The sequence below is a fragment of the Brevundimonas sp. genome (assembly GCF_027484365.1).
In the GTDB taxonomy this organism is placed as follows: domain Bacteria; phylum Pseudomonadota; class Alphaproteobacteria; order Caulobacterales; family Caulobacteraceae; genus Brevundimonas.
This window is the reverse complement of the sequence record NZ_JAIXTC010000012.1, coordinates 16,609-35,701: the sequence shown is the minus strand read 5'-3', so window position 1 is coordinate 35,701 and position 19,093 is coordinate 16,609. Positions and strand designations below refer to the sequence as shown.

The following is a 19,093-nucleotide window of genomic DNA, read 5'->3' as shown; positions in this document are numbered from 1 at the left end:
CATGAAACGATACGGCCATCAGAACCGTCGGAGTCGCCCTCATGCCTCGTTCGCCGGACGCCGTGGACGCTTCCGTGGGTCGCCGGATCGGCGCCCGTCGCCTGGCCATGGGCCTGTCCCAGTCCGCCCTGGCCCAGAGGCTCGGGGTCAGTCCGCAGCAGGTGCAGAAATACGAGGCGGGGGCCAACCGCATCTCGGCCTCGCGGCTGAACGACATCGCGGCGGCGCTCGGCGTGACGCCGGGCGCCCTGTTTCCGGAGCGGCCGTCCGCTGCGGTGCCCGTGATCGACGACCTGTCCAACCTGCGCTTCATGACGGCGACCACAGAAGGCCGCGCCCTGGCCGCCGCCTTTCCGCTGATCCGCGACCGAAGTGTGCGGCAGGCGCTGGCGCAGATCGCAGAAGCCCTTGCGCCGTCGTCCTGACGGGACGGGCCCGATGAGGGTCCTGGTCATCGACACGGCGCTGGACGCCTGCACCGCAGGGGTGTTCGAGGACGGTCGGGCGCTGGGCGTCCGGTCGGAAGTCATGGCGCGGGGCCATTCCGAACGGCTGGGCGGCTTTGTGCGCGACGCCGTCGCAGAGGCAGGCGGCGGGTTCGAGGCGCTCGACCGGATCGGGGTGACCGTCGGGCCGGGGTCCTTCACCGGCCTGAGGGTCGGCCTCGCCTTCGCCCAGGGGCTGGGCGCGGCCCTGGACCTGCCGGTGGTCGGGGTCTCCACACTGGAAGCGCTGGCACGGTCCGCCGATGGCGGGCAGGGGGCGACGGCGGCCGTGATCGATGCGCGACGGGGGCAGGTCTATCTGCAACTGTTCGAGGCGGGGCGCCCGGCGTCGGAGCCCGAAGCCCTGTCGCTGGAGGACGCCGTTGCGCGTCTGTCCGGCCGGGCCTGGCGCATCACCGGCTCCGGCGCGGCCCTGGTCGGAGGCGAGCCGTCGACTCTGACTGCACCCGACCCGGCGGCGCTTGGCACCCTGACGGCGGCCCTCGACCCAACGACCCGTCCTCCCCGACCGCTGTATCTGCGGGCGCCCGACGCGATCCCGCCGACGCGGCTTCCCGGTCAGGCCCGACCCGTGCCGGCAGCATGAGCGCGGCGGCCGATCCCGGGGATCTGTCGCAGGCGCTGGCCGATCTGCATTCGGAAGCCTTCGACCCGCCGTGGTCCGCCTCGGCCTTCGCAGAGCTTCTGGGTCAGTCCGGGGTGATGCTGGAAGGCGCGACCGACGGTTTCATCCTGATCCGCACCGTCGCCGATGAGGCGGAGATCCTGACGCTCGCCGTGCGTCCGTCCGCCCGACGCCAGGGGTTGGGGGCGCGTCTGGTCCGCACCGCCGCCGATCGCGCCGCCGCAGCCGGTGCGGTCCGGATGTTCCTGGAGGTGGCGGAAGACAACGACCCGGCGCGCGCCCTGTACGGGGCCGCCGGCTTCGAGCCGGCGGGTCGGCGTCCGCGTTACTATCCGCGTGCGGACGGCCCGGCCGTGGACGCCCTGCTTCTCGTTCGCAACTTGGCTTGACGGCTTCCCACAACGGGACACCGCCTCTATCTTCGCCCCATGGACCGGATCGAAAAACTCTGCGCCGAGCGCGGCATGCGAATGACCGAACAGCGCCGGGTGATCGCCCGGGTCCTGGGCAACGCCGAGGACCATCCCGACGTCGAGGAGCTTTACCGCCGCGCCTCCGCCATCGATCCGCACATCTCGATCGCCACCGTCTATCGGACCGTGCGGCTGTTCGAAGAGGCGGGCGTGGTCGAGAAGCATGACTTTGGCGACGGCCGCAGCCGCTATGAAGAGGCCGGCGACGACCACCACGACCACCTGATCGACACCCGCACCGGTGAGGTCATCGAGTTCTTCGACGCAGAGATCGAGCGGCTGAAGACCGAGATCGCCGAACGCCTCGGCTTCGAACTGGTCGGCCACAAGCTGGAACTCTACGGCAAGGCCATCGAAGGCGCCGAGCCGTCCAAGCGCGAGGGTCTGATCTATACGCGCAACGCGGCCCGGGTCGATCCGGGGCAGCTGTCCTGACGTCAGCGGTTGCGCGATCTTGCGACCCTCCGGTCGGACGATCATAAGCCCGTCATGTCCGATACCCTGATCGCGTCCGAGGTCGGGACCGCCGCCGGGAGCGCGCCTCCGAAACGGTTGTTCATCAAGACCTACGGCTGCCAGATGAACGTCTATGACAGCGAGCGCATGGCCGATGTTCTGCGTCCGCTCGGCTACGCCACGACCGACGAGGTCGAGGCCGCCGACTTCGTCATCCTCAACACCTGCCATATCCGCGAAAAGGCGGCTGAGAAGATCTATTCCGAGCTCGGCAAGATGCGTCAGCTGCGCGAGCGGAAGATGGCGCGGGGCGAGGCCCGCATGACCATCGCCGTGGCGGGTTGCGTCGCCCAGGCCGAGGGCGAGGAGATTATGCTGCGGGCCCCCGCCGTCGACATCGTCGTGGGACCCCAGGCCTATCACCAGCTTCCGGAGCTGCTGACCCGCACGGCGCGGTCGCGCGGCGAGCGGATCGGCGCCGACTTCGCGCCGAATGAAAAGTTCGACGCCCTGAACGCGGGCGGGCCGTCACTGCGCGAGGTCAAGGGATATGCCGCCTTCCTGACCGTGCAGGAAGGGTGCGACAAGTTCTGCAGCTTCTGCGTCGTCCCCTATACGCGCGGGGCGGAATGGTCACGGCCGGTCGCCGACGTCCTGGCCGAGGCGCGCGGGCTGGCGGATCAGGGCGTGCGCGAGGTCACCCTGCTGGGCCAGAACGTCAACGCTTATGACGGCGAGGGGACGGACGGCAAGCTCTGGACCCTGGCGCGACTGGTGCGGGCGCTCGCGGAAATCCCCGGCCTCGACCGCATCCGCTATACGACCAGCCACCCCAACGATATGTCCGACGACCTGATCGCCGCGCATGGCGAGGTCGAGGCCCTGATGCCCTATCTGCACCTGCCGGTGCAGGCGGGATCGGACCGGATCCTGCGGCTGATGAACCGGAAGCACGGGCGTCAGAAATACATCGACCTGATCGGCCGCATTCGCGAGGCCCGGCCGGATCTGGCCCTTGCCGGGGACATGATCGTCGGCTTTCCCGGCGAGACCGATCGCGAGTTCGAGGATACGCTCGATCTGGTGCGGCAGGTGAACTATGCGGCCTGTTTCTCCTTCATGTATTCCGCCCGCCCCGGCACCCCCGCCGCGACCCTGCCCGGCCAGGTTCCGGGCGAGGTGATGAAGAGCCGTCTGGCCGCCTTGCAGGCCCTGCTGATCGAGCAACAGATCGCCTTCAATGCGCACCAGGCCGGTCGGACGTTGAATGTCCTGTTCGACCGGAAGGGCCGCCATCCCGGGCAGGCCGTCGGACGATCCCCATATCTGCAATCCGTGCACGTCGACGGCGCGGACCAGCTTCTCGGCCAGATCGTTCCGGTCCGGATCGAGCAGGGCAACCAGAACAGTCTGAAAGGCAGCCTTTTTGGCGCGTGAAAGTGAATTCCTGGCGTTGGACGACAACGCCCTCCGGTCCGTCATCGGACCCAACAGCCGCCACGTCGCCCTGATCGAGGACGCGTTCAAGGTGCTGATCGAGGCGCCTGGCGGCGGGGTCTCCATCAACGGCGGCACGCGGGATCGCGCCAGTGCGAAACAGGTCATCGAAGGGCTCGCCTCGCGGTCCGGAAAGGGCGCGGACGTGAACGAGGCGGATGTGCGCGCCCTGATCGGTTCGGCGCGGACGGGGGTGACGGGCGGCGGTCGCCGCGTCGATCCCATGGCCCTGCCCATCGGCAAACGCGGGGCCATTGTGCCCAAGACCGATGCCCAGGCGCGTTATCTGGACACGCTGGCCAATCATGAACTGAGCTTCGGCGTCGGCCCGGCGGGGACGGGCAAGACCTTCCTTGCCGCCGCCTACGGCGCATCCCTGCTTCGGCGGGGACAGGTCGACCGCCTGGTCATCACCCGGCCGGCGGTCGAGGCGGGCGAAAAGCTCGGATTTCTGCCCGGCGATCTGAACGAGAAGGTCGATCCCTATCTGGCCCCGATTTGGGAGGCCCTGAACGACATTCTCGGCGCCGAGGACGTGCAGCGGCGGCGTGACAAGGGTGAGATCGAGGCGGCTCCCATCGCCTTCATGCGCGGCCGGACGCTGAGCCACGCCTTCGTCATCGTCGACGAGGCCCAGAACACCTCGCGCCTGCAGATGAAAATGGTGCTGACCCGGCTGGGGGAGGGTGCCCGGATGGTGGTCACGGGGGACCCGTCGCAGATCGACCTGTTGAACCCGCGCGACAGCGGCCTGGCCCATGCCTTGCGCATCCTGCGCGACGTGAAGGGGGTCGGCGTTCTGGAGTTCGAGGCCCAGGACGTGGTCCGCCACGCCATGGTCGAGCGGATCGTCCGCGCCTATGACGCCGATGCGGCGGCGGGGCGGCCGGCGCCGGACCTGGAAGACCCGGTCCGATGATCGAGGTCGAGGTCGAGGTCAAAGACTGGAGCGACGCCATCGACGATGTCGAGGCCGTGGTTGAGCGGGCGGCCGCTGCGACCCTCGGAACCCAGACCGGCGGGGTCGTCATTCTGCTGACCGACGACCACACAGTGCGCGACCTGAACCACAGGTTCCGGGGCAAGGATCGGCCGACAAATGTCCTGTCGTTTCCTGCGGCGGAGATGCCGGGCGCAGACCCGCAGCCACTGGGCGACATCGTCCTGGCCTATGGCGTCTGTGTCCGGGAGGCCGGCGAACAGTCCAAGACCCTGCGCAACCACCTGACCCATCTGGTCGTGCACGGTGGGCTGCACCTGCTCGGCCGGAACCATGAAGATGACGCCGAGGCGGAAACCATGGAGGCCGAGGAGCGCTCTATCCTTGCCAGCCTGGGCGTATCGGACCCATACACGCTTCCGCATGACGGCTGAGCTTCTCCGGACATCGGGCGACGCCCTGAATCAGGCCCTGAACCGGGCCCTGGACGGGCGTCTGGCCCGGATAGGTCTGGCCCTGGTCGCCGGGATCGCGGCGGCCCTGGCGCACCCGCCGTTCGGCCTCCTGCCGGGCCTGCTGGGCTATCCGCTGCTGATGTTGCTGGCTGAGCGCTCGCGAACCGCGCGCGGCGCCTTCTGGATGGGCTGGCTCGCGGGCTTCGGCTATTTCGGCGTCGGCTGCTGGTGGGTGGCGGAGGCGTTTCTGGTCGATCCGGCCCAGGCCTGGATGGCGCCTTTCGCCGCAAGCCTGCTGCCTGCCGGAATCGGCCTCTTCTGGGGCGCGGCGACGGCGCTGTATCGCCGGTTCGCGCCGGAAGGCTTGCTCCGGGTTCTGGTTTTCCCTGCCTGCTTCGCCCTGCTGGAATGGTTGCGTGGCCATGTCCTGACGGGCTTCCCGTGGAATCCGGCGGGAGCCAGCTGGGCTGCGGGCTCGGCGGGATCGCAGTTCGCTGCGGTGGTGGGGGTCTATGGTCTAGGCTTCGTGACCGTGGCCGCGGTCTGCGCATTCGCGCCCCTGGCCGGAGCGGGGACGCGCAAGGCGCGCATCGGAGTGGCCCTGACCGGAACGGCCGTGTTGGCGGCCCTGGTGATCGGCGGAACCGTCCGGTTGGCTGGAGCCCAGGTGCGTGACACCGACACCCTGATCCGTATCGTTCAGGCCGATGTGCAGCAGGAATCGAAATGGTCGCCCGAAGCCTATCGCTCCATCGTCGATCGCTACGTGAATCTGACGGCGCGTCCGGGCGCTGCCCGGCCGGATGTGGTGGTCTGGCCCGAGGGGGCCCTGCCGGCCAGCTTCAATGATGTCTTCGCCCCGGGATCACCGGATGGGGTCGCGATCGCCCGGGCCGTCGAGCCCGGCCAGACCCTGCTGATGGGACTGGCCCGTGCTGAGGCGGGTCCGGATGGCAAGGCCCGCTACTACAACAGCCTGTTCTCACTGACCGACGACGGGCCTGCGGGCCTGCGGGTCACGGCTCTGTACGACAAGTACCGGCTGGTGCCGTTCGGGGAGTTCCTGCCGTTGGGCGGTCTGATGGGAGCGATCGGCGTGCGCAGCCTGGTGCATATGCCCGCCGATTTCAGCCCGGGCCCGCGACCTGCGCCGATCGACCTGCCCAACGCGCCCAGGGTCCAGCCGCTGATCTGCTATGAGAGCCTCTATCCCGGTTTCACCCCGGGTGCAGGCGGACGGCCAAGTTGGATCGTCAATGTCTCGAATGACGCCTGGTTCGGCGCGACCTCCGGACCGATCCAGCATCTGAATCTGGCCAGCTATCGCGCCATCGAGACGGGCTTGCCTGTCGTGCGAGCGACTCCGACCGGGGTATCGGCGATGATCGATCCATGGGGCCGTGTCATCGATGGCCGGCACCTGGATACCGGTGAAAGCGGAATTATTGACGCCCTGTTGCCCGAGCCTGTCGCGATTACGCCCTACGGCCGGGCCGGTGATCTGTTCTTCTGGCTGATGGTGCTGGCCGGCCTGTCTCCTGCCGTCGCTTCGCTTGGGAATTGGCGCAGGCGATAACCTCAGTCGGCGGCGTATGGACTTGAGATCATGGGTTGAAAACACGGCTGTGCTGACGCCGGACGGAAGCTCTCGCTGTAATTTCCATTTCCCAGATTTCAGATGACAGCCTGATCCGACGAGCGCATGAGGTCGCCCGTTACAATCATGTTACAAGCCAGGACTTAAAAGCGAGAATGGTTAGAGGCGTCGGCGAGGATGGTCCCCACCCGGTGGACCGGCATGTGGGCAGACGGGTGTGCGAGAAGCGCATCAGCCTGGGTTACAATCAGAGCGACCTGGGTCGGGCGCTGGGACTGACCTTCCAGCAGATCCAGAAATACGAGAAAGGCGCCAATCGCATCTCGGCGTCCAAGCTCTGGGACATCGCCCGGTTCTTCAAAGTGGACGTCGGATACTTCTTCCAGGGGTTGAATGCTCAACCGGGGATGGCGGAAGGTGAGACCGGCATAGCCTCCTTCGATCACGATTTTCCTTCGACCCGCTACACGATCGAGATCGCACGGCTGGCTCCGCAGTTGTCCAGCCGCCAGCAGAAATTGGCGCTCGAAATGATCCGCGAGATGACCGGCAAGCCGGAAGACGCCTGAGGCGTCTTCCGCAAGTCAGCCTTCGCGATCGCTCGCCTCGCGATGTACCCGAGGGTAGAGATGCGCTGGCTGTCGCCGTTGGGTCTCCCTCAGTTCTGTTATTGTCGCTGGCCGAAGGTCGGGGCTGCGGCCTTCTGTTCCGCCCAGTAGGCCGCGCCGTCGTCAGGCTTGAACATGGTGCGCGCCGTCCCGTCGCGCGCCACAACGGCGAAGGTGTTGGTTGAGGGCTGATAGAGCAGGGTGTCGCCGTTCGGCCGTGTCGCCGTTTCCGTTCCCGGCGGCGGCCGGGTGGTGAAGCGCGTCACCTTGTCCAGGAAATCCTCAGCCGATCGTGCGTCGAAATCAGAGCCGTTGCGCTCATAGAGGCGCTGGACCTTCTCATCGACGGTTTCGCGGCGGTTGGCGGTCACAGCCGTCTTTTCGGCCGGAGAGTCCGAGGCCGAGGTCGCGGCCCCGGTCGACGGAGGCAGGCCGATCGCGCTCACGTCGGCCGTTCGATCTCGCGACTCGACCGCCGAATCCCCGTTGCCGCACGCCGTCAAGGTCAGCATCGCCGCGAAGGCGACGCCGATGGTCATCCAAACCCTCATAGCACCCTCCAGATGAAATTCTCTCGACTGACTTAGCCACAGGTTGTTTGTTCCGGCAATGTTCTTTTTCGCCGCCTCGACGCCGGGCGCGTCGGCGGCTAGACGGGCGTCATGTCCAGCGTGGCCCTGACCAACCGGAAGATTCTGCTGATCGTCGGGGGCGGCATCGCCGCCTACAAGGCGCTCGAACTGGTGCGGCTGCTCAAGAAGGCGGGCTGCGAGGTGCAGTCGATTCTGACCGGGAGCGGCGCCGAGTTCGTGACGCCCCTTTCCCTCGCGGCCCTGACCGGCCATCCGGCGCGAACGGGCCTGTTCCATCCGGACGAAGAGACCACCATGGGCCATATCGAGCTGTCGCGCTGGGCTGACCTCGTGGTCGTGGCTCCGGCGACGGCGGGTCTGATCGCCAAGGCGGCGAACGGCATGGCTGACGATCTGGCCTCCACGACGCTTCTGGCCACGGACAAGAAGGTGCTCCTCGCTCCGGCGATGAATGTGCGGATGTGGCTGCACCCGGCGGTGCAGGCCAATGTCATGCGGCTCAAGGGTTTCGACGGCTTCCACGGCGTCGCGGTCGTCGGTCCCGACGACGGGGAAATGGCCTGTGGCGAGTTCGGCCCGGGCCGGATGGCTGAGCCCGCCGCGATCCTGCAGGCCATCACGGACCTTCTGGTCGGGCCTGACGGGCGTTCGCTCGCCGGTCGCAAGGCGGTGGTCACGGCGGGTCCGACCTTTGAGCCTATTGACCCTGTGCGGGGGCTCACCAACCGGTCCAGCGGGAAACAGGGCTATGCCATCGCTGCGGCGCTCGCCGCGCGAGGCGCCGAGGTGACGCTGGTGTCGGGTCCGACGGGTCTGGCCAAGCCCGTCGGTGTGAAGAGGGTCGACGTCGAGACGGCCATGGAAATGAAGGCGGCGACGGAGGCTGCACTGCCGGCCGATATCGCGGTCCTGTCCGCCGCTGTGGCCGACTGGCGGGTGGACACGGTCGCCGGCGGCAAGATCAAGAAGGCTCCCGGCGGTCCCCCGACGCTCGCCCTGATCGAGAACCCGGACATCCTGGCCGGCATTTCCAAGCCCGGCCCGAACCGGCCGACCCTCGTGATCGGCTTCGCCGCCGAGACGACGGATCTGGAGGCGAATGCGCGGTCGAAACTGTCGCGCAAGGGCTGTGACTGGATCGTCGGCAACGACGTCTCGGCCGATGTTTTCGGCGCTGACGGCAACACGGTTCTGCTGGTCACCAGGGGCGGGGCCGACGCCTGGCCCCGTCTGTCCAAGACCGAGGTGGCGTCCCGGCTGGCCGATCGTATCGCCGACCATTTCTCCTCCGAAGCCTGAGAGCCTCGCCTTGACCACCCTTCGTATCCTGCGCCTGCCCCATGCCGAGGGCCTGGCCCTTCCGGCCTATGAAACCGTCGGTTCGGCGGGCATGGACCTGAGGGCCGCGGTCCCGCAGGACGAGCCCATGGCGCTGGAACCCGGCGCGCGGGCCCTTGTGCCGACAGGTCTTAAGATCGCGCTGGAACAGGGTTGGGAGGCGCAGATCCGTCCGCGCTCCGGTCTTGCCCTCAAGCACGGCATCAGCGCGCCCAACACGCCCGGCACGATCGACAGCGACTATCGCGGCGAGGTCGGCGTGATCCTGATCAACCTGGGCCAGGAACCGTTCATCATCAATCGTGGAGACCGCATCGCCCAGATGGTCATCGCGGCGGTGGCCCAGGCGGAAGTCGTCGAGGTCGAAACCCTCGACGACACCGCGCGCGGCGGGGGCGGATTCGGCTCTACCGGCCGCTAGAGGCGCGGCCATTCGTCCTCACCGGGGTTCAAACCCTGCAGACGGGCAGGCCGGGTCTCCGCCGCCGGGTGGACGCCCATCGAAAGTCGGATTGTGGGCGTTCGCGTCCGCCCTTTCCCTTTCGTCGGGACGGCGCTATAGGGGCTCCCACATCGTTAGACCGGCGTCCAACGGCGTCGTTCAAAGCGGCGGCCTTGGATGGCCGACCGCTTTTCTTTTTGCCCGCCGCCCACCCCCGGTGTGGCGGCCCTTTCAGAAGTCACAGACCCGTTTGCGCGCCAAGACCGTCGAAGACCGCGAAATCCTGGAGCTGATCGATCCCGTCGCGGAATCGATCGGTCTGGACATCGTGCGGGTGCGTCTGATGGGCGGGACCCTGCGTCGCCGTCTCCAGGTCATGGCCGAGCGGCCTTCGGACAACGACATCGACGTCGGCGAATGCGCTCGTCTGAGCCGGGCCATGTCCGAGATCCTGGACGCCGCCGACCCGATCGCCGGCGAATATCTGCTGGAAGTCTCCTCGCCCGGCATCGACCGACCCCTGACCCGTCTGAAGGATTTCGACCTGTTCGAAGGCCTTGAGGCGCGTCTGGAGACCGACCGGATGATCGAGGGGCGCAAACGCTTCAAGGGCATTGTCGCCGGCACGGACGGCGACAACATCGCCATCGACCTCGACGGCGAGGAAGAGACCGCCCTGATTCCCTTCGACTGGCTGGTGGACGCCAAGCTGGTCATGAACGACGCCCTTCTGAAGCGCGGGGCGGCCATCCGCGCCGCGCGGGGCGAACCCGAAGACGACGGTCTGCCGGAAGGCGCGCCGGAAGATACAAACACCAAGACCTCTGAGGACGACGCCTGATGGCCGTGACCGGTATTTCCGCCAATCGCCTGGAACTGCTCCAGATCGCCAACGCGGTCGCGCAGGAAAAGAACATCGACCGCGAGATCGTGATCGAGGCCCTTGAGGAAGCAATCCAGAAGGGCGCCAAGTCGCGCTACGGCGCGCATCACGACATCCGCGCCCGGATCGACCCGAAGACGGGCGAACTGGCCCTGACCCGTCACGTCACCATCGTCGAGGACGACTGGATGCCGGAAGACGAGCTGGAGGAGTTCAACGACAGCGCCATGGTCCGCCTGACCGACGCCTCCAGGCGCGATCCGGAGGCCGTGGTCGGCAAGGAATACGTCGAGGACCTGCCGCCGTTCGAGTTCGGCCGGGTCCAGACCCAGATGGCCCGTCAGGTCATCACCGGGAAGGTCCGCGAGGCCGAGCGCGCCAACCAGTACGAAGAGTTCAAGGACCGCGTCGGCGAGATCGTCAACGGCACCGTCAAGCGCGTCGAATACGGCAACACGATCGTCGATCTTGGTCGGGGCGAGGGCATCATGCGCCGCGACCAGTCGATCCCTCGCGAGGTGTTCAACATCGGCGACCGGATCCGCACCTACATCTACGACGTCCGTCCGGAGGCCAAGGGCCCGCAGATCATGCTCAGCCGCGCCCATCCGGGCTTCATGGCCAAGCTGTTCGCCCAGGAAGTGCCGGAAGTTTACGACGGCGTGATCGAAATCCGCGCCGCAGCCCGCGACGCCGGCTCGCGCGCCAAGATGGCCGTCCTGTCGAATGACTCTTCGATCGACCCCGTCGGCGCCTGCGTCGGCATGCGCGGCTCCCGCGTCCAGGCGGTCGTGGCCGAACTCCAGGGCGAGAAGATCGACATCATCCAGTGGAACCCGGACGAGCCGACCTTCATCGTCAACGCCCTGGCCCCCGCCGAAGTCTCCAAGGTCGTGCTCGACGAGGAAGCCGACCGCGTCGAAGTGGTCGTGCCCGACGAACAGCTGTCGCTGGCCATCGGCCGTCGCGGCCAGAACGTCCGTCTCGCCTCTCAGCTGACCGGCTGGCAGATCGACATCATCACCGAGTCGCAGGACTCCGAGCGTCGCCAGCGCGAATTCTCGGAGCGCACCCAGCTGTTCCAGGAAGCCCTGGATGTCGATGAGGTCATCGCCCAGCTGCTGGTCACCGAAGGCTTCGCCACCGTTGAGGATCTGGCCTTTGTGGACGCTTATGAAGTCGCCGAGATCGAGGGCTTCGATGACGACACCGCCGAGGAACTTCAGGCCCGCGCCCGCGACTATCTCGAGAAGCAGTCCGCCATCCTGGACGCCAGACGCATCGAGCTGGGCGTGCTGGACGAGGTTCTCGCCGTTCCCGGCGTGACCCTGCCGATCGCCGTCGCCCTGGGCGAGGGCGGCGTGAAGACCGTCGAGGATCTGGCCGATCTGGCCACCGACGAGATCCGCGGCGGCTACGAGATGAAGAACGGCGAACGGACCAAGGTCGCCGGCGTGCTGGAGAGCTTCAACCTGGCCCAGGAAGATGCCGAACTGCTGATCCTGCAGGCCCGCGTCGCCGCCGGCTGGATCGACGCTTCGGAACTGCCGCAGCCGCCGGAGCCGGAATACGAGGAAGAGTACGCCGAGGGCGAGTACGATCCCGAGGCGGTGTTCGACGCCGCTCCCGAGGGCGATGCCGACATCCAGGTCACTGCCGATGACGCCGGGGTCGAAGACGACCTCGAGCCGACCCGCGACGCGTGATGAGGTGCGCCGTCCATGAGCCTGCGCGACGCGACGATCGATAGAGAGCGCCGGGACCTGGTGACCCACCAGGCCATGGATGAATCTCGACTGATCCGCTTCGTCGCCGGCCCGGACGGCGCCGTCGCCCCCGATCTGGGGCGAAAACTTCCCGGCCGCGGCATGTGGGTGGAGGCTTCACGCGCCTCCGTCGACACCGCCGTGAAGAAAAACCTGTTCTCCCGCTCGGCCAAGGCTCCGTTGAAGCCGACGGCCGATCTGGCCGATACGGTCGAAGCCCTGCTGATCCGGCGTTGTCTGGACCAGTTGGGTCTTGCCCGACGCGAAGGCGTGCTTATCTCCGGCTTCGAGAAATCCGCGGCGGCGATCCGCTCGGGCAAGGCCGCATGGCTGATCGAGGCTGCCGACGGATCGGCGGATGGGCGCGGAAAGCTCGCTGCCTTGGCCCGGCATCAGACCACCCGGATTTGCGGCGCCTTCAGCGCGGATGATTTGAGTTTGGCCCTCGGGCTGGAAAATGCGATACACGGGGTCCTGCTGCGTGGCGGCAGAGCCGATCGCTGGACCATAGAGGTCGAACGACTGGCGGGATTTCGATCGCTTCGGCCTGCGGCCTGGGACCTGGATCATCCGGGTTCCACACGTGGGGACGGGTCGGACGAGGACCCGAAGGACGAGCCTGAACGGGCGGATTGACGGGCGGGGTCAGGCCTCTTTCGAGGGGCGGACGCCGCACGACTTTTTGCGTTTCCAGGTGACGAGACGATTTTTGACTAAGACGCGGCGGACTTCTCCGCCCACGAGTAAAGCGACCGGATGAGCGACGAGAACGACAAGACCAACGACGGCCAAGCTCCGCAGGCCCCCACCGGAACTCCGTCGACGACGGGACCGCGGGCGCCGCTGAGCCTGAAGCCGCGCGCCGTGGGATCGGTTTCGACCGGCACCGTGCGCCAGAGCTTCAGCCATGGCCGCACCAAGACGGTGGTGGTCGAGACCAAGCGCCGTCCTGGCGCTCCGGTCGCCCCGGGGGTCGGCGGACATCAGCGTCCGGCCGGCTTCGATGTCGCCCGTCCACGTTCCGACGCACCGGCGCCGCAGGCGCCTTCGCCGCGTCCGCAGATGCAGCAGCCCGCCGGAGGTCGCCTGTCCAACGAGGAACAGGAAGCCCGTCGTCGCGCCATCGAGACGGCGACCCAGGCCCAGGCCGAACGTGCCGCCGCCCAGGCCGCGGAACAGGCGCGCCGCGACGCCGCCGCGCGCGATCAGGCCGCGGCGACCGCCGCCGCCGCCAGTGCCGCCCAGGCCGAGGCCGCCGCAGCCCGCGCCGCCGCCGAGGCCGCCCGTGCCGAAGCCGCAAAGCTGGCCGCCGCCGCGCCCGCGCCCACCGGAAAGCCCGCCGCCCGCGCCCCCCTGGCGCCGAAGCCGGTCGTGGCTCCGGCTCCCGAGCCGGTCGCTCCGGTCTCTGCCGCGCCCGAACCTGCGCCGGTCGCTCCCGCGCCGGTCGCGCCTGCTCGTCCGGCCCCGCCGCCGCGTCCGGTGGTCAACTTCGGCCAGCGTGTGCCCAAGGCGCCGAATCCGGCCCGCGCCCCGATCGACCGTCCCGCCTTCGGCGCCCGTTCGGCGCGTGAAGAGGCCATGGGCGGCGGCGAGAAATCCTATGCAGACCGTCCTGCCAACGCCCGTCCGACCGGCGCCCCCGCGCGTCCGGCCGAGCCGGTCCGCTATTCCGCGCTGAACCCGCGTCCGGCGGCCGGAGCGGCCCGTCCCGGCGGTCCGCGCACCGGTCCCGGCGGTCGCCCCGCCCCGAACGCCCCGCCCGTGGCCGCCGAGGTCTCGCGTCCCAGCCGTGCGCCCGGCGGCGGCTTTGCCCGCCCGCTGAAGCCCGAGGACGATCGGGACAAGCGTTTCTCCGACGCCGGCAAGGCCGTCAGCCGCACGCGCGGCGAACCGAAGCGCCGTGAAGGCCGCCTGACCATCCAGTCCGTCGCCGGCGACGGCGACACGGCCGAGCGGATGCGTTCGCTGGCCTCGGTCCGCCGCGCCCGCGAACGCGAGAAGGAAAAGCGCAAGGGTGGATCCACCGATGCGCCGAACCGTCCGCGCGAGGTCGTCATCCCCGACGTCATCACCGTGCAGGAGCTGTCCAACCGGATGGCCGTGCGCGGCGTCGACATCATCAAGTTCCTGATGAAACAGGGCCTGATGATGAAGATCAACGACGTCATCGACACCGACACCGCCGAGCTGGTGGCCGACGAATTCGGCATGACGGTGCGGCGCGTTTCGGAATCCGACGTCGAGGCCGGCTTCCTGTCGGACGCGATCGACGACGAGGCGGTCACGCCCCGTGCGCCGGTCGTGGCCATCATGGGCCACGTCGACCACGGCAAGACATCGCTGCTCGACGCGCTGCGCACCACGGACGTGGCGGCGGGCGAGGCCGGCGGCATCACCCAGCACATCGGCGCCTATCAGGTGAAGACGCCGTCGGGCGAGGCCGTGACCTTCCTCGACACCCCGGGCCACGCGGCGTTCAGCGCCATGCGGACCCGCGGCGCCAATGTCACCGACATCGTCATCCTGGTGGTGGCGGCCGACGACGGCGTCATGCCGCAGACGATCGAGAGCATCCAGCACGCCAAGGCTGCGGGCGCCCCGATCATCGTGGCCGTCAACAAGATCGACAAGCCGGACGCCGATCCCCAGAAGGTCGTCAACGAGCTTCTGCAGTACGAGATCATCGGCGAAGCCCTCGGCGGCGACACCCAGATCGTCGAGGTCTCGGCCAAGGCCAGGACCAACCTGGACGGCCTGATCGAGGCCATCCTGCTGCAGGCTGAGGTCATGGACCTGAAGGCCGATCCGGAACGCTCGCCCGAAGGCGTGGTCATCGAGGCCAAGCTGGACAAGGGTCGCGGCCCCGTGGCCACGGTCCTGGTCAAGCGCGGCACCTTGCGTCGCGGCGACATCGTGGTGGCCGGTTCCGCCTGGGGCAAGGTTCGCGCCCTGCTCAACGAGCGCGGCGAACAGGTGAGCGAGGCCGGGCCTTCGGTTCCGGTCGAGATCCTGGGTCTGGACGAAGCCCCGTCGCCGGGCGAACCGCTCGCCGTCGTGGACTCCGAGGCCCGCGCCCGCGAGCTGACCGAGTATCGCGCCCGCGTGAAGCGCGAGAAGGCCACCGGCGGCATAAACCAGGTCAGCCTGGTCGACATGATGTCCAAGCTTGGATCCAAAAAAATCTCGGAACTTCCGGTCGTCATCAAGTCCGACGTCCAGGGCTCGGGCGAAGCCATCCAGGGCTCGCTGGAGAAGATGGGCAACGACGAAGTCCGCGCCCGCGTCGTCTATTCGGGCGCCGGCGGCATCACCGAGTCGGACGTCCAGCTGGCCAAGTCCGCGGGGGCGCCGATCCTCGGCTTCAATGTCCGCGCCTCGAAACAGGCCAAGGACCTCGCCGACCGCGAGGGCGTGGAGATCCGTTACTACGCGATCATCTACGACCTCTTGGACGACATGAAGGGCGTGCTGTCCGGCATGCTGGCGCCGCTGCAACGGGAGACCTTCCTGGGCAACGCCGCCGTGCTGCAGGTCTTCGACATCTCCAAGACTGGCAAGATCGCCGGTTGCCGGGTGTCCGAAGGCGTGGTCCGCAAGGGCGCCAAGGTCCGGATCATCCGCGACGACATCGTCGTCCTGGAACTGGGCACGCTCGCCACGCTCAAACGCTTCAAGGACGAGGTCAACGAGGTCCCGTCGGGCCAGGAATGCGGTATGCATTTCCAGGGCTTCCAGGACATCAAGGTCGGCGACTACATAGAGTGCTTCACCGTCGAAGAGGTCAAGCGCACGCTCTAGCAGGGCGCTACAGTTCGACGCGCGCCGTCTCGCTACCTGAGCGCGGTTGTCTCCTCCCTGTCGCGCCGCGATGGGGAGGGGCCGTCGCCTCCCTTCCGCCGCAAGTCGCGGTATGAACTGACGCCATGCTTCACCGTGTGTTCGCCGCCGTCATCCTGATCGCCCTGGCCACGCCGGCGGCGGCGGACACCCGCTATCTCGCCTTTGACCCGTCGGACCGGGTCACGACCGCCCTGACGCGCGGCGTGACCCTGGAGGTCGAGCGCGGGTGGTTCGGCGCTGTCAGCGTGCGTCGCATCATCTCCACCACGGCACGGGGTTCGGCGACCATCGCGCGTGGCGGCCCCGACGAGGCGCGACGGGTCCTCCCCGAGGGGGCCGGCGAAAGCGCTGTCCATTCCATCGCCATGGACGGCGACGGACGCGGTCTGGCGCGGGCCCTCTGTCCAGGGGCGGAGGCCACCTTCCTGGTCGTCGGCAGGGTCCGGGCGGGGCGACCTATGGTTATCCACGCGGCCGGACGCTGGCCGGACGGAACCTTCCGCCACTGCGTGACCCTGTCCTACAATTACCGGGGCGAATGGAGCCTGCCGCCCCGGGCCACGGTCGCCGAGGCCGACTGATGCGGATCGCGGGGGCGATGCTGTTGGCGGGTCTGCTGGGTCTGGTCGCGGCCCTCTGGACCTGGACCCGACCCGGCACTCCGGGGCCGGCCGCAGCTCCCGAGGCCGGCGTCGCCGTCCATGTCCTCAACAATGGCTTCCACACCGACCTGGCCGTGCCGCGCGCGGCCCTCGAGGCCGGCGGCGGGCCGCTGGCCGAGGCGTCACGGTCGGTCGGGGCCGGGGACTGGATCCTGATCGGCTGGGGCGATGCGAAATTCTTCGTCGACACCTCGCCGATGCAGTCCAGGATTCCCGACGGGCTTCGCGCCTTCTTCCGGCCGGGCAACGCCTCGGTCGTGATGCTGGACCCGGAGACGGGCGACCCCGCCCGGCGGTTCGCGCCCGGCAGCCGCCGGACCCTGGTGCTGTCGCCCGAGGCCTTCGCCGGCCTGCGCAACCGGGTACAGGACTCCCTGTCGCTGGCGGAGGGCCGACCCCGCCTGTCGACAGCGCGGGACGGCGACGGCGCGCACTTCTTTGCCAGCCGGGAGCATTTCTGGATCGGTTATCTGTGCAACAGCTGGACCGCCCGGGTGCTCAACGCCGCGGGCCTGCCGATCCGTCCCCTGCGCTCCGTCACCGCCGCAGAGGTCATTGCCGCCGTGGATCGCGTCCAATTGGACACCGGCCCCAGACGGGACTAGACCCCGCGCCTTCGCTTTTTCCGGCCGGGTCCGATCCCCGGCGGCGAACAGGACGACCGTCATGAGCAACCGAAAATCCTCCAAGCCCGCCGCCAAGGCCGGAACCGTCAGCCAGCGCCAGCTGCGCGCCTCCGAGATGATCCGCCACGCCCTGGTCGAGGTCATGCGCGAGAACGAGATCCGCGATCCCGCCCTGATCGGCGTGTCGGTCACCGTCACCGAGGTGCGTCTGTCGCCGGACCTGAAACACGCCACCTGTTTCGTCGAGCCGCTGGGCGCCGGGATCGAGACCTCGGACACGGCCGGCCATATCGACGAGATCATCAAGGCGCTCAACGCCCACGCCAAATTCCTGCGCGGGGCCCTGGGCCGCCACATCGACATGCGCTTCACCCCCGACCTGCGCTTCCGTCACGACGAGAGCTTCGAGGCTGCCGAACGCCTGAACCGGCTCCTGGACGATCCCCGTGTCCGCGCCGACTCCTTCGTGCCGCCGGTCGAAGACAAGGACGAGGCCTGATGGTCCGGCCCCAGACGCCAAAACGCGCGACGGGTCCGGCGTAATGGGCCGCCGCAAGAAGGGTATCGTCGTCAACGGCTGGGTGTGCCTCGACAAGCCGTTCGAGATGGGATCGACCGACGCGGTGTCGAAGGTCCGCCGCCTGTTCGACGCCCAGAAGGCCGGGCATGCCGGGACGCTGGACCCGCTGGCGTCCGGCATCCTGCCGATCGCGCTCGGCGAGGCGACCAAGACCGTCCCCTTCATGATGGAGGCGGAGAAGGTCTATCGGTTCACGATCAACTGGGGCGTCTCGACCGACAGCGTCGATCGCGAGGGCGAGATCATCGCCCGCTCGGACGTGCGCCCGACGCCCGAGGCCGTCCGCGCGGCCCTGCCGGCCTTCGTCGGCGAGATCGACCAGACCCCGCCCCGGTTCAGCGCCATCAAGGTCGACGGCCAGCGGGCCTATGACCTGGCCCGAGAAGGGGCCGACTTCGAACTGGAGTCGCGCCGGGTCACCATCCACGACGCCGCTGTCACCGACGCGCCCGACCCCGACCATGTCGAACTGACCATCCGCACGGGCAAGGGCGTCTATGTGCGGTCCCTGGCCCGCGATCTGGCGGTGATGCTGGGGGCCGAGGGGCATGTCTCGGCCCTTCGGCGCGAGCGGGTGGGGCCGTTTTCGGTCGAGAACGCCGTCACGCTGGATTTCCTGACCGATCTGGTGCATAGGGACGCCGCCTTGGAAGGCCTACTGCCCGTTGCGACCGCCCTGGACGACATCCCGGAGCTGGCCGTCACGGACCAGGACGCCTTCTCGCTTCGTCAGGGACGACCGATCGTTCTGCTCCCCCGACAGGTCGAGACGCTCAAGAGTCGCCTTCGGGACGGCTCCCGTACCGTTTCCGCCTTTCAGGGTCAGACCCTCGTCGCTCTCGGTCAGATGCGGGCCGGCCGGCTAGAACCCGACCGCGTTTTCAATCTTTCCTGACGTCCGTCAGGAGACTCCAGCCTGGAGAATACCGATGTCGATTACTGCTGAACGCAAGAACGAAGTCATCGCCGAGAACGCCCGCTCCGCCGGCGACACCGGTTCGGCCGAGGTCCAGGTCGCGATCCTTTCGGAACGCATCGCCAACCTCACCGAGCACTTCAAGACCCACAAGAAGGACAATCACTCGCGCCGCGGCCTGCTCAAGATGGTCTCGCAGCGTCGTCGCCTTCTGGACCACCTCGTGAAGGTCGATCGCGAGCGCTATACTGCTCTGATCACCAAGCTGAACCTGCGCCGCTAAGCGCGGT

21 protein-coding genes are annotated in these 19,093 nt (G+C 68.1%); 20 read left to right on the top strand and 1 reads right to left on the bottom strand.

The features are described 5' to 3' along the window. The first annotated feature begins 41 nt into the window (after positions 1-41). The 9 genes from relB (at position 42) to Q0044_RS04645 (ending at position 7,118) form a co-directional block, all read left to right on the top strand. Positions 42-425, top strand: a complete 384-nt coding sequence (relB, locus tag Q0044_RS04685) for a type II toxin-antitoxin system RelB family anti-toxin (protein ID WP_298160245.1) — start codon at positions 42-44, stop codon at positions 423-425. Positions 426-438: 13 nt separating this feature from the next. After that, a complete protein-coding gene (tsaB, locus tag Q0044_RS04680) occupies positions 439-1,092 on the top strand; it encodes a tRNA (adenosine(37)-N6)-threonylcarbamoyltransferase complex dimerization subunit type 1 TsaB (RefSeq protein WP_298160242.1) in 654 nt (217 codons plus the stop codon). Beyond that, positions 1,089-1,520: a GNAT family N-acetyltransferase gene (locus Q0044_RS04675; RefSeq protein ID WP_298160239.1), complete on the top strand. Its 432-nt coding sequence runs from the start codon at positions 1,089-1,091 to the stop codon at positions 1,518-1,520. Before tsaB ends, Q0044_RS04675 begins: the two co-directional genes overlap by 4 nt. Before the next feature lie 39 nt (positions 1,521-1,559). Next, on the top strand, positions 1,560-2,039 hold the full coding sequence (locus Q0044_RS04670; protein WP_298160236.1) for a Fur family transcriptional regulator: 480 nt from the start codon (positions 1,560-1,562) through the stop codon (positions 2,037-2,039). A gap of 54 nt (positions 2,040-2,093) precedes the next feature. Continuing rightward, positions 2,094-3,497 carry a tRNA (N6-isopentenyl adenosine(37)-C2)-methylthiotransferase MiaB gene (gene miaB / locus Q0044_RS04665; protein WP_298160233.1) on the top strand — a complete coding sequence of 468 codons (1,404 nt, stop codon included), beginning with the start codon at positions 2,094-2,096 and terminating at the stop codon, positions 3,495-3,497. After that, positions 3,487-4,476 (top strand): PhoH family protein, encoded by a 990-nt coding sequence (locus tag Q0044_RS04660; RefSeq protein ID WP_298160231.1) that lies wholly within the window; start codon positions 3,487-3,489, stop codon positions 4,474-4,476. Before miaB ends, Q0044_RS04660 begins: the two co-directional genes overlap by 11 nt. Then, positions 4,473-4,931 carry an rRNA maturation RNase YbeY gene (gene ybeY, locus Q0044_RS04655; RefSeq protein WP_298160228.1) on the top strand — a complete coding sequence of 153 codons (459 nt, stop codon included), beginning with the start codon at positions 4,473-4,475 and terminating at the stop codon, positions 4,929-4,931. Before Q0044_RS04660 ends, ybeY begins: the two co-directional genes overlap by 4 nt. Further along, entirely contained in the window at positions 4,921-6,528 is a 1,608-nt protein-coding gene (lnt, locus tag Q0044_RS04650; protein ID WP_298160225.1) for an apolipoprotein N-acyltransferase, read from the top strand. The genes ybeY and lnt overlap by 11 nt, the downstream gene beginning before the upstream one ends. Before the next feature lie 176 nt (positions 6,529-6,704). Then, a complete protein-coding gene (locus tag Q0044_RS04645; protein ID WP_298160223.1) occupies positions 6,705-7,118 on the top strand; it encodes a helix-turn-helix domain-containing protein in 414 nt (137 codons plus the stop codon). 98 nt (positions 7,119-7,216) lie between these two features. On the opposite strand, the gene Q0044_RS04640 is transcribed toward Q0044_RS04645, so the two are convergent. Further along, a complete protein-coding gene (locus tag Q0044_RS04640) occupies positions 7,217-7,696 on the bottom strand; it encodes an S-type pyocin family protein (RefSeq protein WP_298160221.1) in 480 nt (159 codons plus the stop codon). 123 nt (positions 7,697-7,819) lie between these two features. Between Q0044_RS04640 and coaBC the strand changes: the two genes are divergently transcribed. The 11 genes from coaBC (at position 7,820) to rpsO (ending at position 19,086) form a co-directional block, all read left to right on the top strand. After that, positions 7,820-9,049: a bifunctional phosphopantothenoylcysteine decarboxylase/phosphopantothenate--cysteine ligase CoaBC gene (gene coaBC, locus Q0044_RS04635; RefSeq protein ID WP_298160218.1), complete on the top strand. Its 1,230-nt coding sequence runs from the start codon at positions 7,820-7,822 to the stop codon at positions 9,047-9,049. 10 nt (positions 9,050-9,059) lie between these two features. Then, positions 9,060-9,509 (top strand): dUTP diphosphatase, encoded by a 450-nt coding sequence (dut, locus tag Q0044_RS04630; protein ID WP_298160216.1) that lies wholly within the window; start codon positions 9,060-9,062, stop codon positions 9,507-9,509. Positions 9,510-9,600: 91 nt separating this feature from the next. Next, complete coding sequence (gene rimP / locus Q0044_RS04625; protein WP_366941101.1) at positions 9,601-10,371, top strand: ribosome maturation factor RimP; 771 nt, start codon at positions 9,601-9,603, stop codon at positions 10,369-10,371. After that, positions 10,371-12,119: a transcription termination factor NusA gene (nusA, locus tag Q0044_RS04620; protein WP_298160211.1), complete on the top strand. Its 1,749-nt coding sequence runs from the start codon at positions 10,371-10,373 to the stop codon at positions 12,117-12,119. Before rimP ends, nusA begins: the two co-directional genes overlap by 1 nt. Positions 12,120-12,134: 15 nt before the next feature. Further along, positions 12,135-12,815 (top strand): RNA-binding protein, encoded by a 681-nt coding sequence (locus Q0044_RS04615; RefSeq protein WP_298160208.1) that lies wholly within the window; start codon positions 12,135-12,137, stop codon positions 12,813-12,815. A gap of 120 nt (positions 12,816-12,935) precedes the next feature. Continuing rightward, complete coding sequence (gene infB / locus Q0044_RS04610) at positions 12,936-15,977, top strand: translation initiation factor IF-2 (protein ID WP_298160205.1); 3,042 nt, start codon at positions 12,936-12,938, stop codon at positions 15,975-15,977. Positions 15,978-16,102: 125 nt separating this feature from the next. Further along, positions 16,103-16,600, top strand: coding sequence for a hypothetical protein (locus tag Q0044_RS04605; protein WP_298160203.1), 498 nt, complete (start codon positions 16,103-16,105; stop codon positions 16,598-16,600). Then, the gene (locus Q0044_RS04600) at positions 16,600-17,286 is read left to right on the top strand and encodes a DUF2459 domain-containing protein (RefSeq protein ID WP_298160200.1); all 687 of its coding nucleotides are present in this window, start codon (positions 16,600-16,602) and stop codon (positions 17,284-17,286) included. Before Q0044_RS04605 ends, Q0044_RS04600 begins: the two co-directional genes overlap by 1 nt. Before the next feature lie 61 nt (positions 17,287-17,347). Then, positions 17,348-17,806, top strand: a complete 459-nt coding sequence (rbfA, locus tag Q0044_RS04595; protein ID WP_298160197.1) for a 30S ribosome-binding factor RbfA — start codon at positions 17,348-17,350, stop codon at positions 17,804-17,806. A gap of 43 nt (positions 17,807-17,849) precedes the next feature. Beyond that, positions 17,850-18,782 (top strand): tRNA pseudouridine(55) synthase TruB, encoded by a 933-nt coding sequence (gene truB / locus Q0044_RS04590; RefSeq protein WP_298160195.1) that lies wholly within the window; start codon positions 17,850-17,852, stop codon positions 18,780-18,782. Between the two features lie 34 nt (positions 18,783-18,816). After that, complete coding sequence (rpsO, locus tag Q0044_RS04585; protein WP_209321855.1) at positions 18,817-19,086, top strand: 30S ribosomal protein S15; 270 nt, start codon at positions 18,817-18,819, stop codon at positions 19,084-19,086. Positions 19,087-19,093: the final 7 nt, after the last annotated feature.

What these genes read in the sequence shown, in the direction of transcription:
- tsaB (WP_298160242.1), top strand. Translation starts at nt 439, where the DNA reads ATGAGGGTCCTGGTCATCGACACGGCGCTGGACGCCTGCACCGCAGGG.
- miaB (WP_298160233.1), top strand. Translation starts at nt 2,094, where the DNA reads ATGTCCGATACCCTGATCGCGTCCGAGGTCGGGACCGCCGCCGGGAGC.
- Q0044_RS04600 (WP_298160200.1), top strand. Translation starts at nt 16,600, where the DNA reads ATGCGGATCGCGGGGGCGATGCTGTTGGCGGGTCTGCTGGGTCTGGTC.
- truB (WP_298160195.1), top strand. Translation starts at nt 17,850, where the DNA reads ATGGGCCGCCGCAAGAAGGGTATCGTCGTCAACGGCTGGGTGTGCCTC.
- rbfA (WP_298160197.1), top strand. Translation starts at nt 17,348, where the DNA reads ATGAGCAACCGAAAATCCTCCAAGCCCGCCGCCAAGGCCGGAACCGTC.
- Q0044_RS04640 (WP_298160221.1), bottom strand. Translation starts at nt 7,696, where the DNA reads ATGACCATCGGCGTCGCCTTCGCGGCGATGCTGACCTTGACGGCGTGC.
- Q0044_RS04645 (WP_298160223.1), top strand. Translation starts at nt 6,705, where the DNA reads ATGGTTAGAGGCGTCGGCGAGGATGGTCCCCACCCGGTGGACCGGCAT.
- Q0044_RS04670 (WP_298160236.1), top strand. Translation starts at nt 1,560, where the DNA reads ATGGACCGGATCGAAAAACTCTGCGCCGAGCGCGGCATGCGAATGACC.
- Q0044_RS04675 (WP_298160239.1), top strand. Translation starts at nt 1,089, where the DNA reads ATGAGCGCGGCGGCCGATCCCGGGGATCTGTCGCAGGCGCTGGCCGAT.
- Q0044_RS04605 (WP_298160203.1), top strand. Translation starts at nt 16,103, where the DNA reads ATGCTTCACCGTGTGTTCGCCGCCGTCATCCTGATCGCCCTGGCCACG.
- nusA (WP_298160211.1), top strand. Translation starts at nt 10,371, where the DNA reads ATGGCCGTGACCGGTATTTCCGCCAATCGCCTGGAACTGCTCCAGATC.
- infB (WP_298160205.1), top strand. Translation starts at nt 12,936, where the DNA reads ATGAGCGACGAGAACGACAAGACCAACGACGGCCAAGCTCCGCAGGCC.
- ybeY (WP_298160228.1), top strand. Translation starts at nt 4,473, where the DNA reads ATGATCGAGGTCGAGGTCGAGGTCAAAGACTGGAGCGACGCCATCGAC.
- lnt (WP_298160225.1), top strand. Translation starts at nt 4,921, where the DNA reads ATGACGGCTGAGCTTCTCCGGACATCGGGCGACGCCCTGAATCAGGCC.
- Q0044_RS04615 (WP_298160208.1), top strand. Translation starts at nt 12,135, where the DNA reads ATGAGCCTGCGCGACGCGACGATCGATAGAGAGCGCCGGGACCTGGTG.
- rpsO (WP_209321855.1), top strand. Translation starts at nt 18,817, where the DNA reads ATGTCGATTACTGCTGAACGCAAGAACGAAGTCATCGCCGAGAACGCC.
- coaBC (WP_298160218.1), top strand. Translation starts at nt 7,820, where the DNA reads ATGTCCAGCGTGGCCCTGACCAACCGGAAGATTCTGCTGATCGTCGGG.
- relB (WP_298160245.1), top strand. Translation starts at nt 42, where the DNA reads ATGCCTCGTTCGCCGGACGCCGTGGACGCTTCCGTGGGTCGCCGGATC.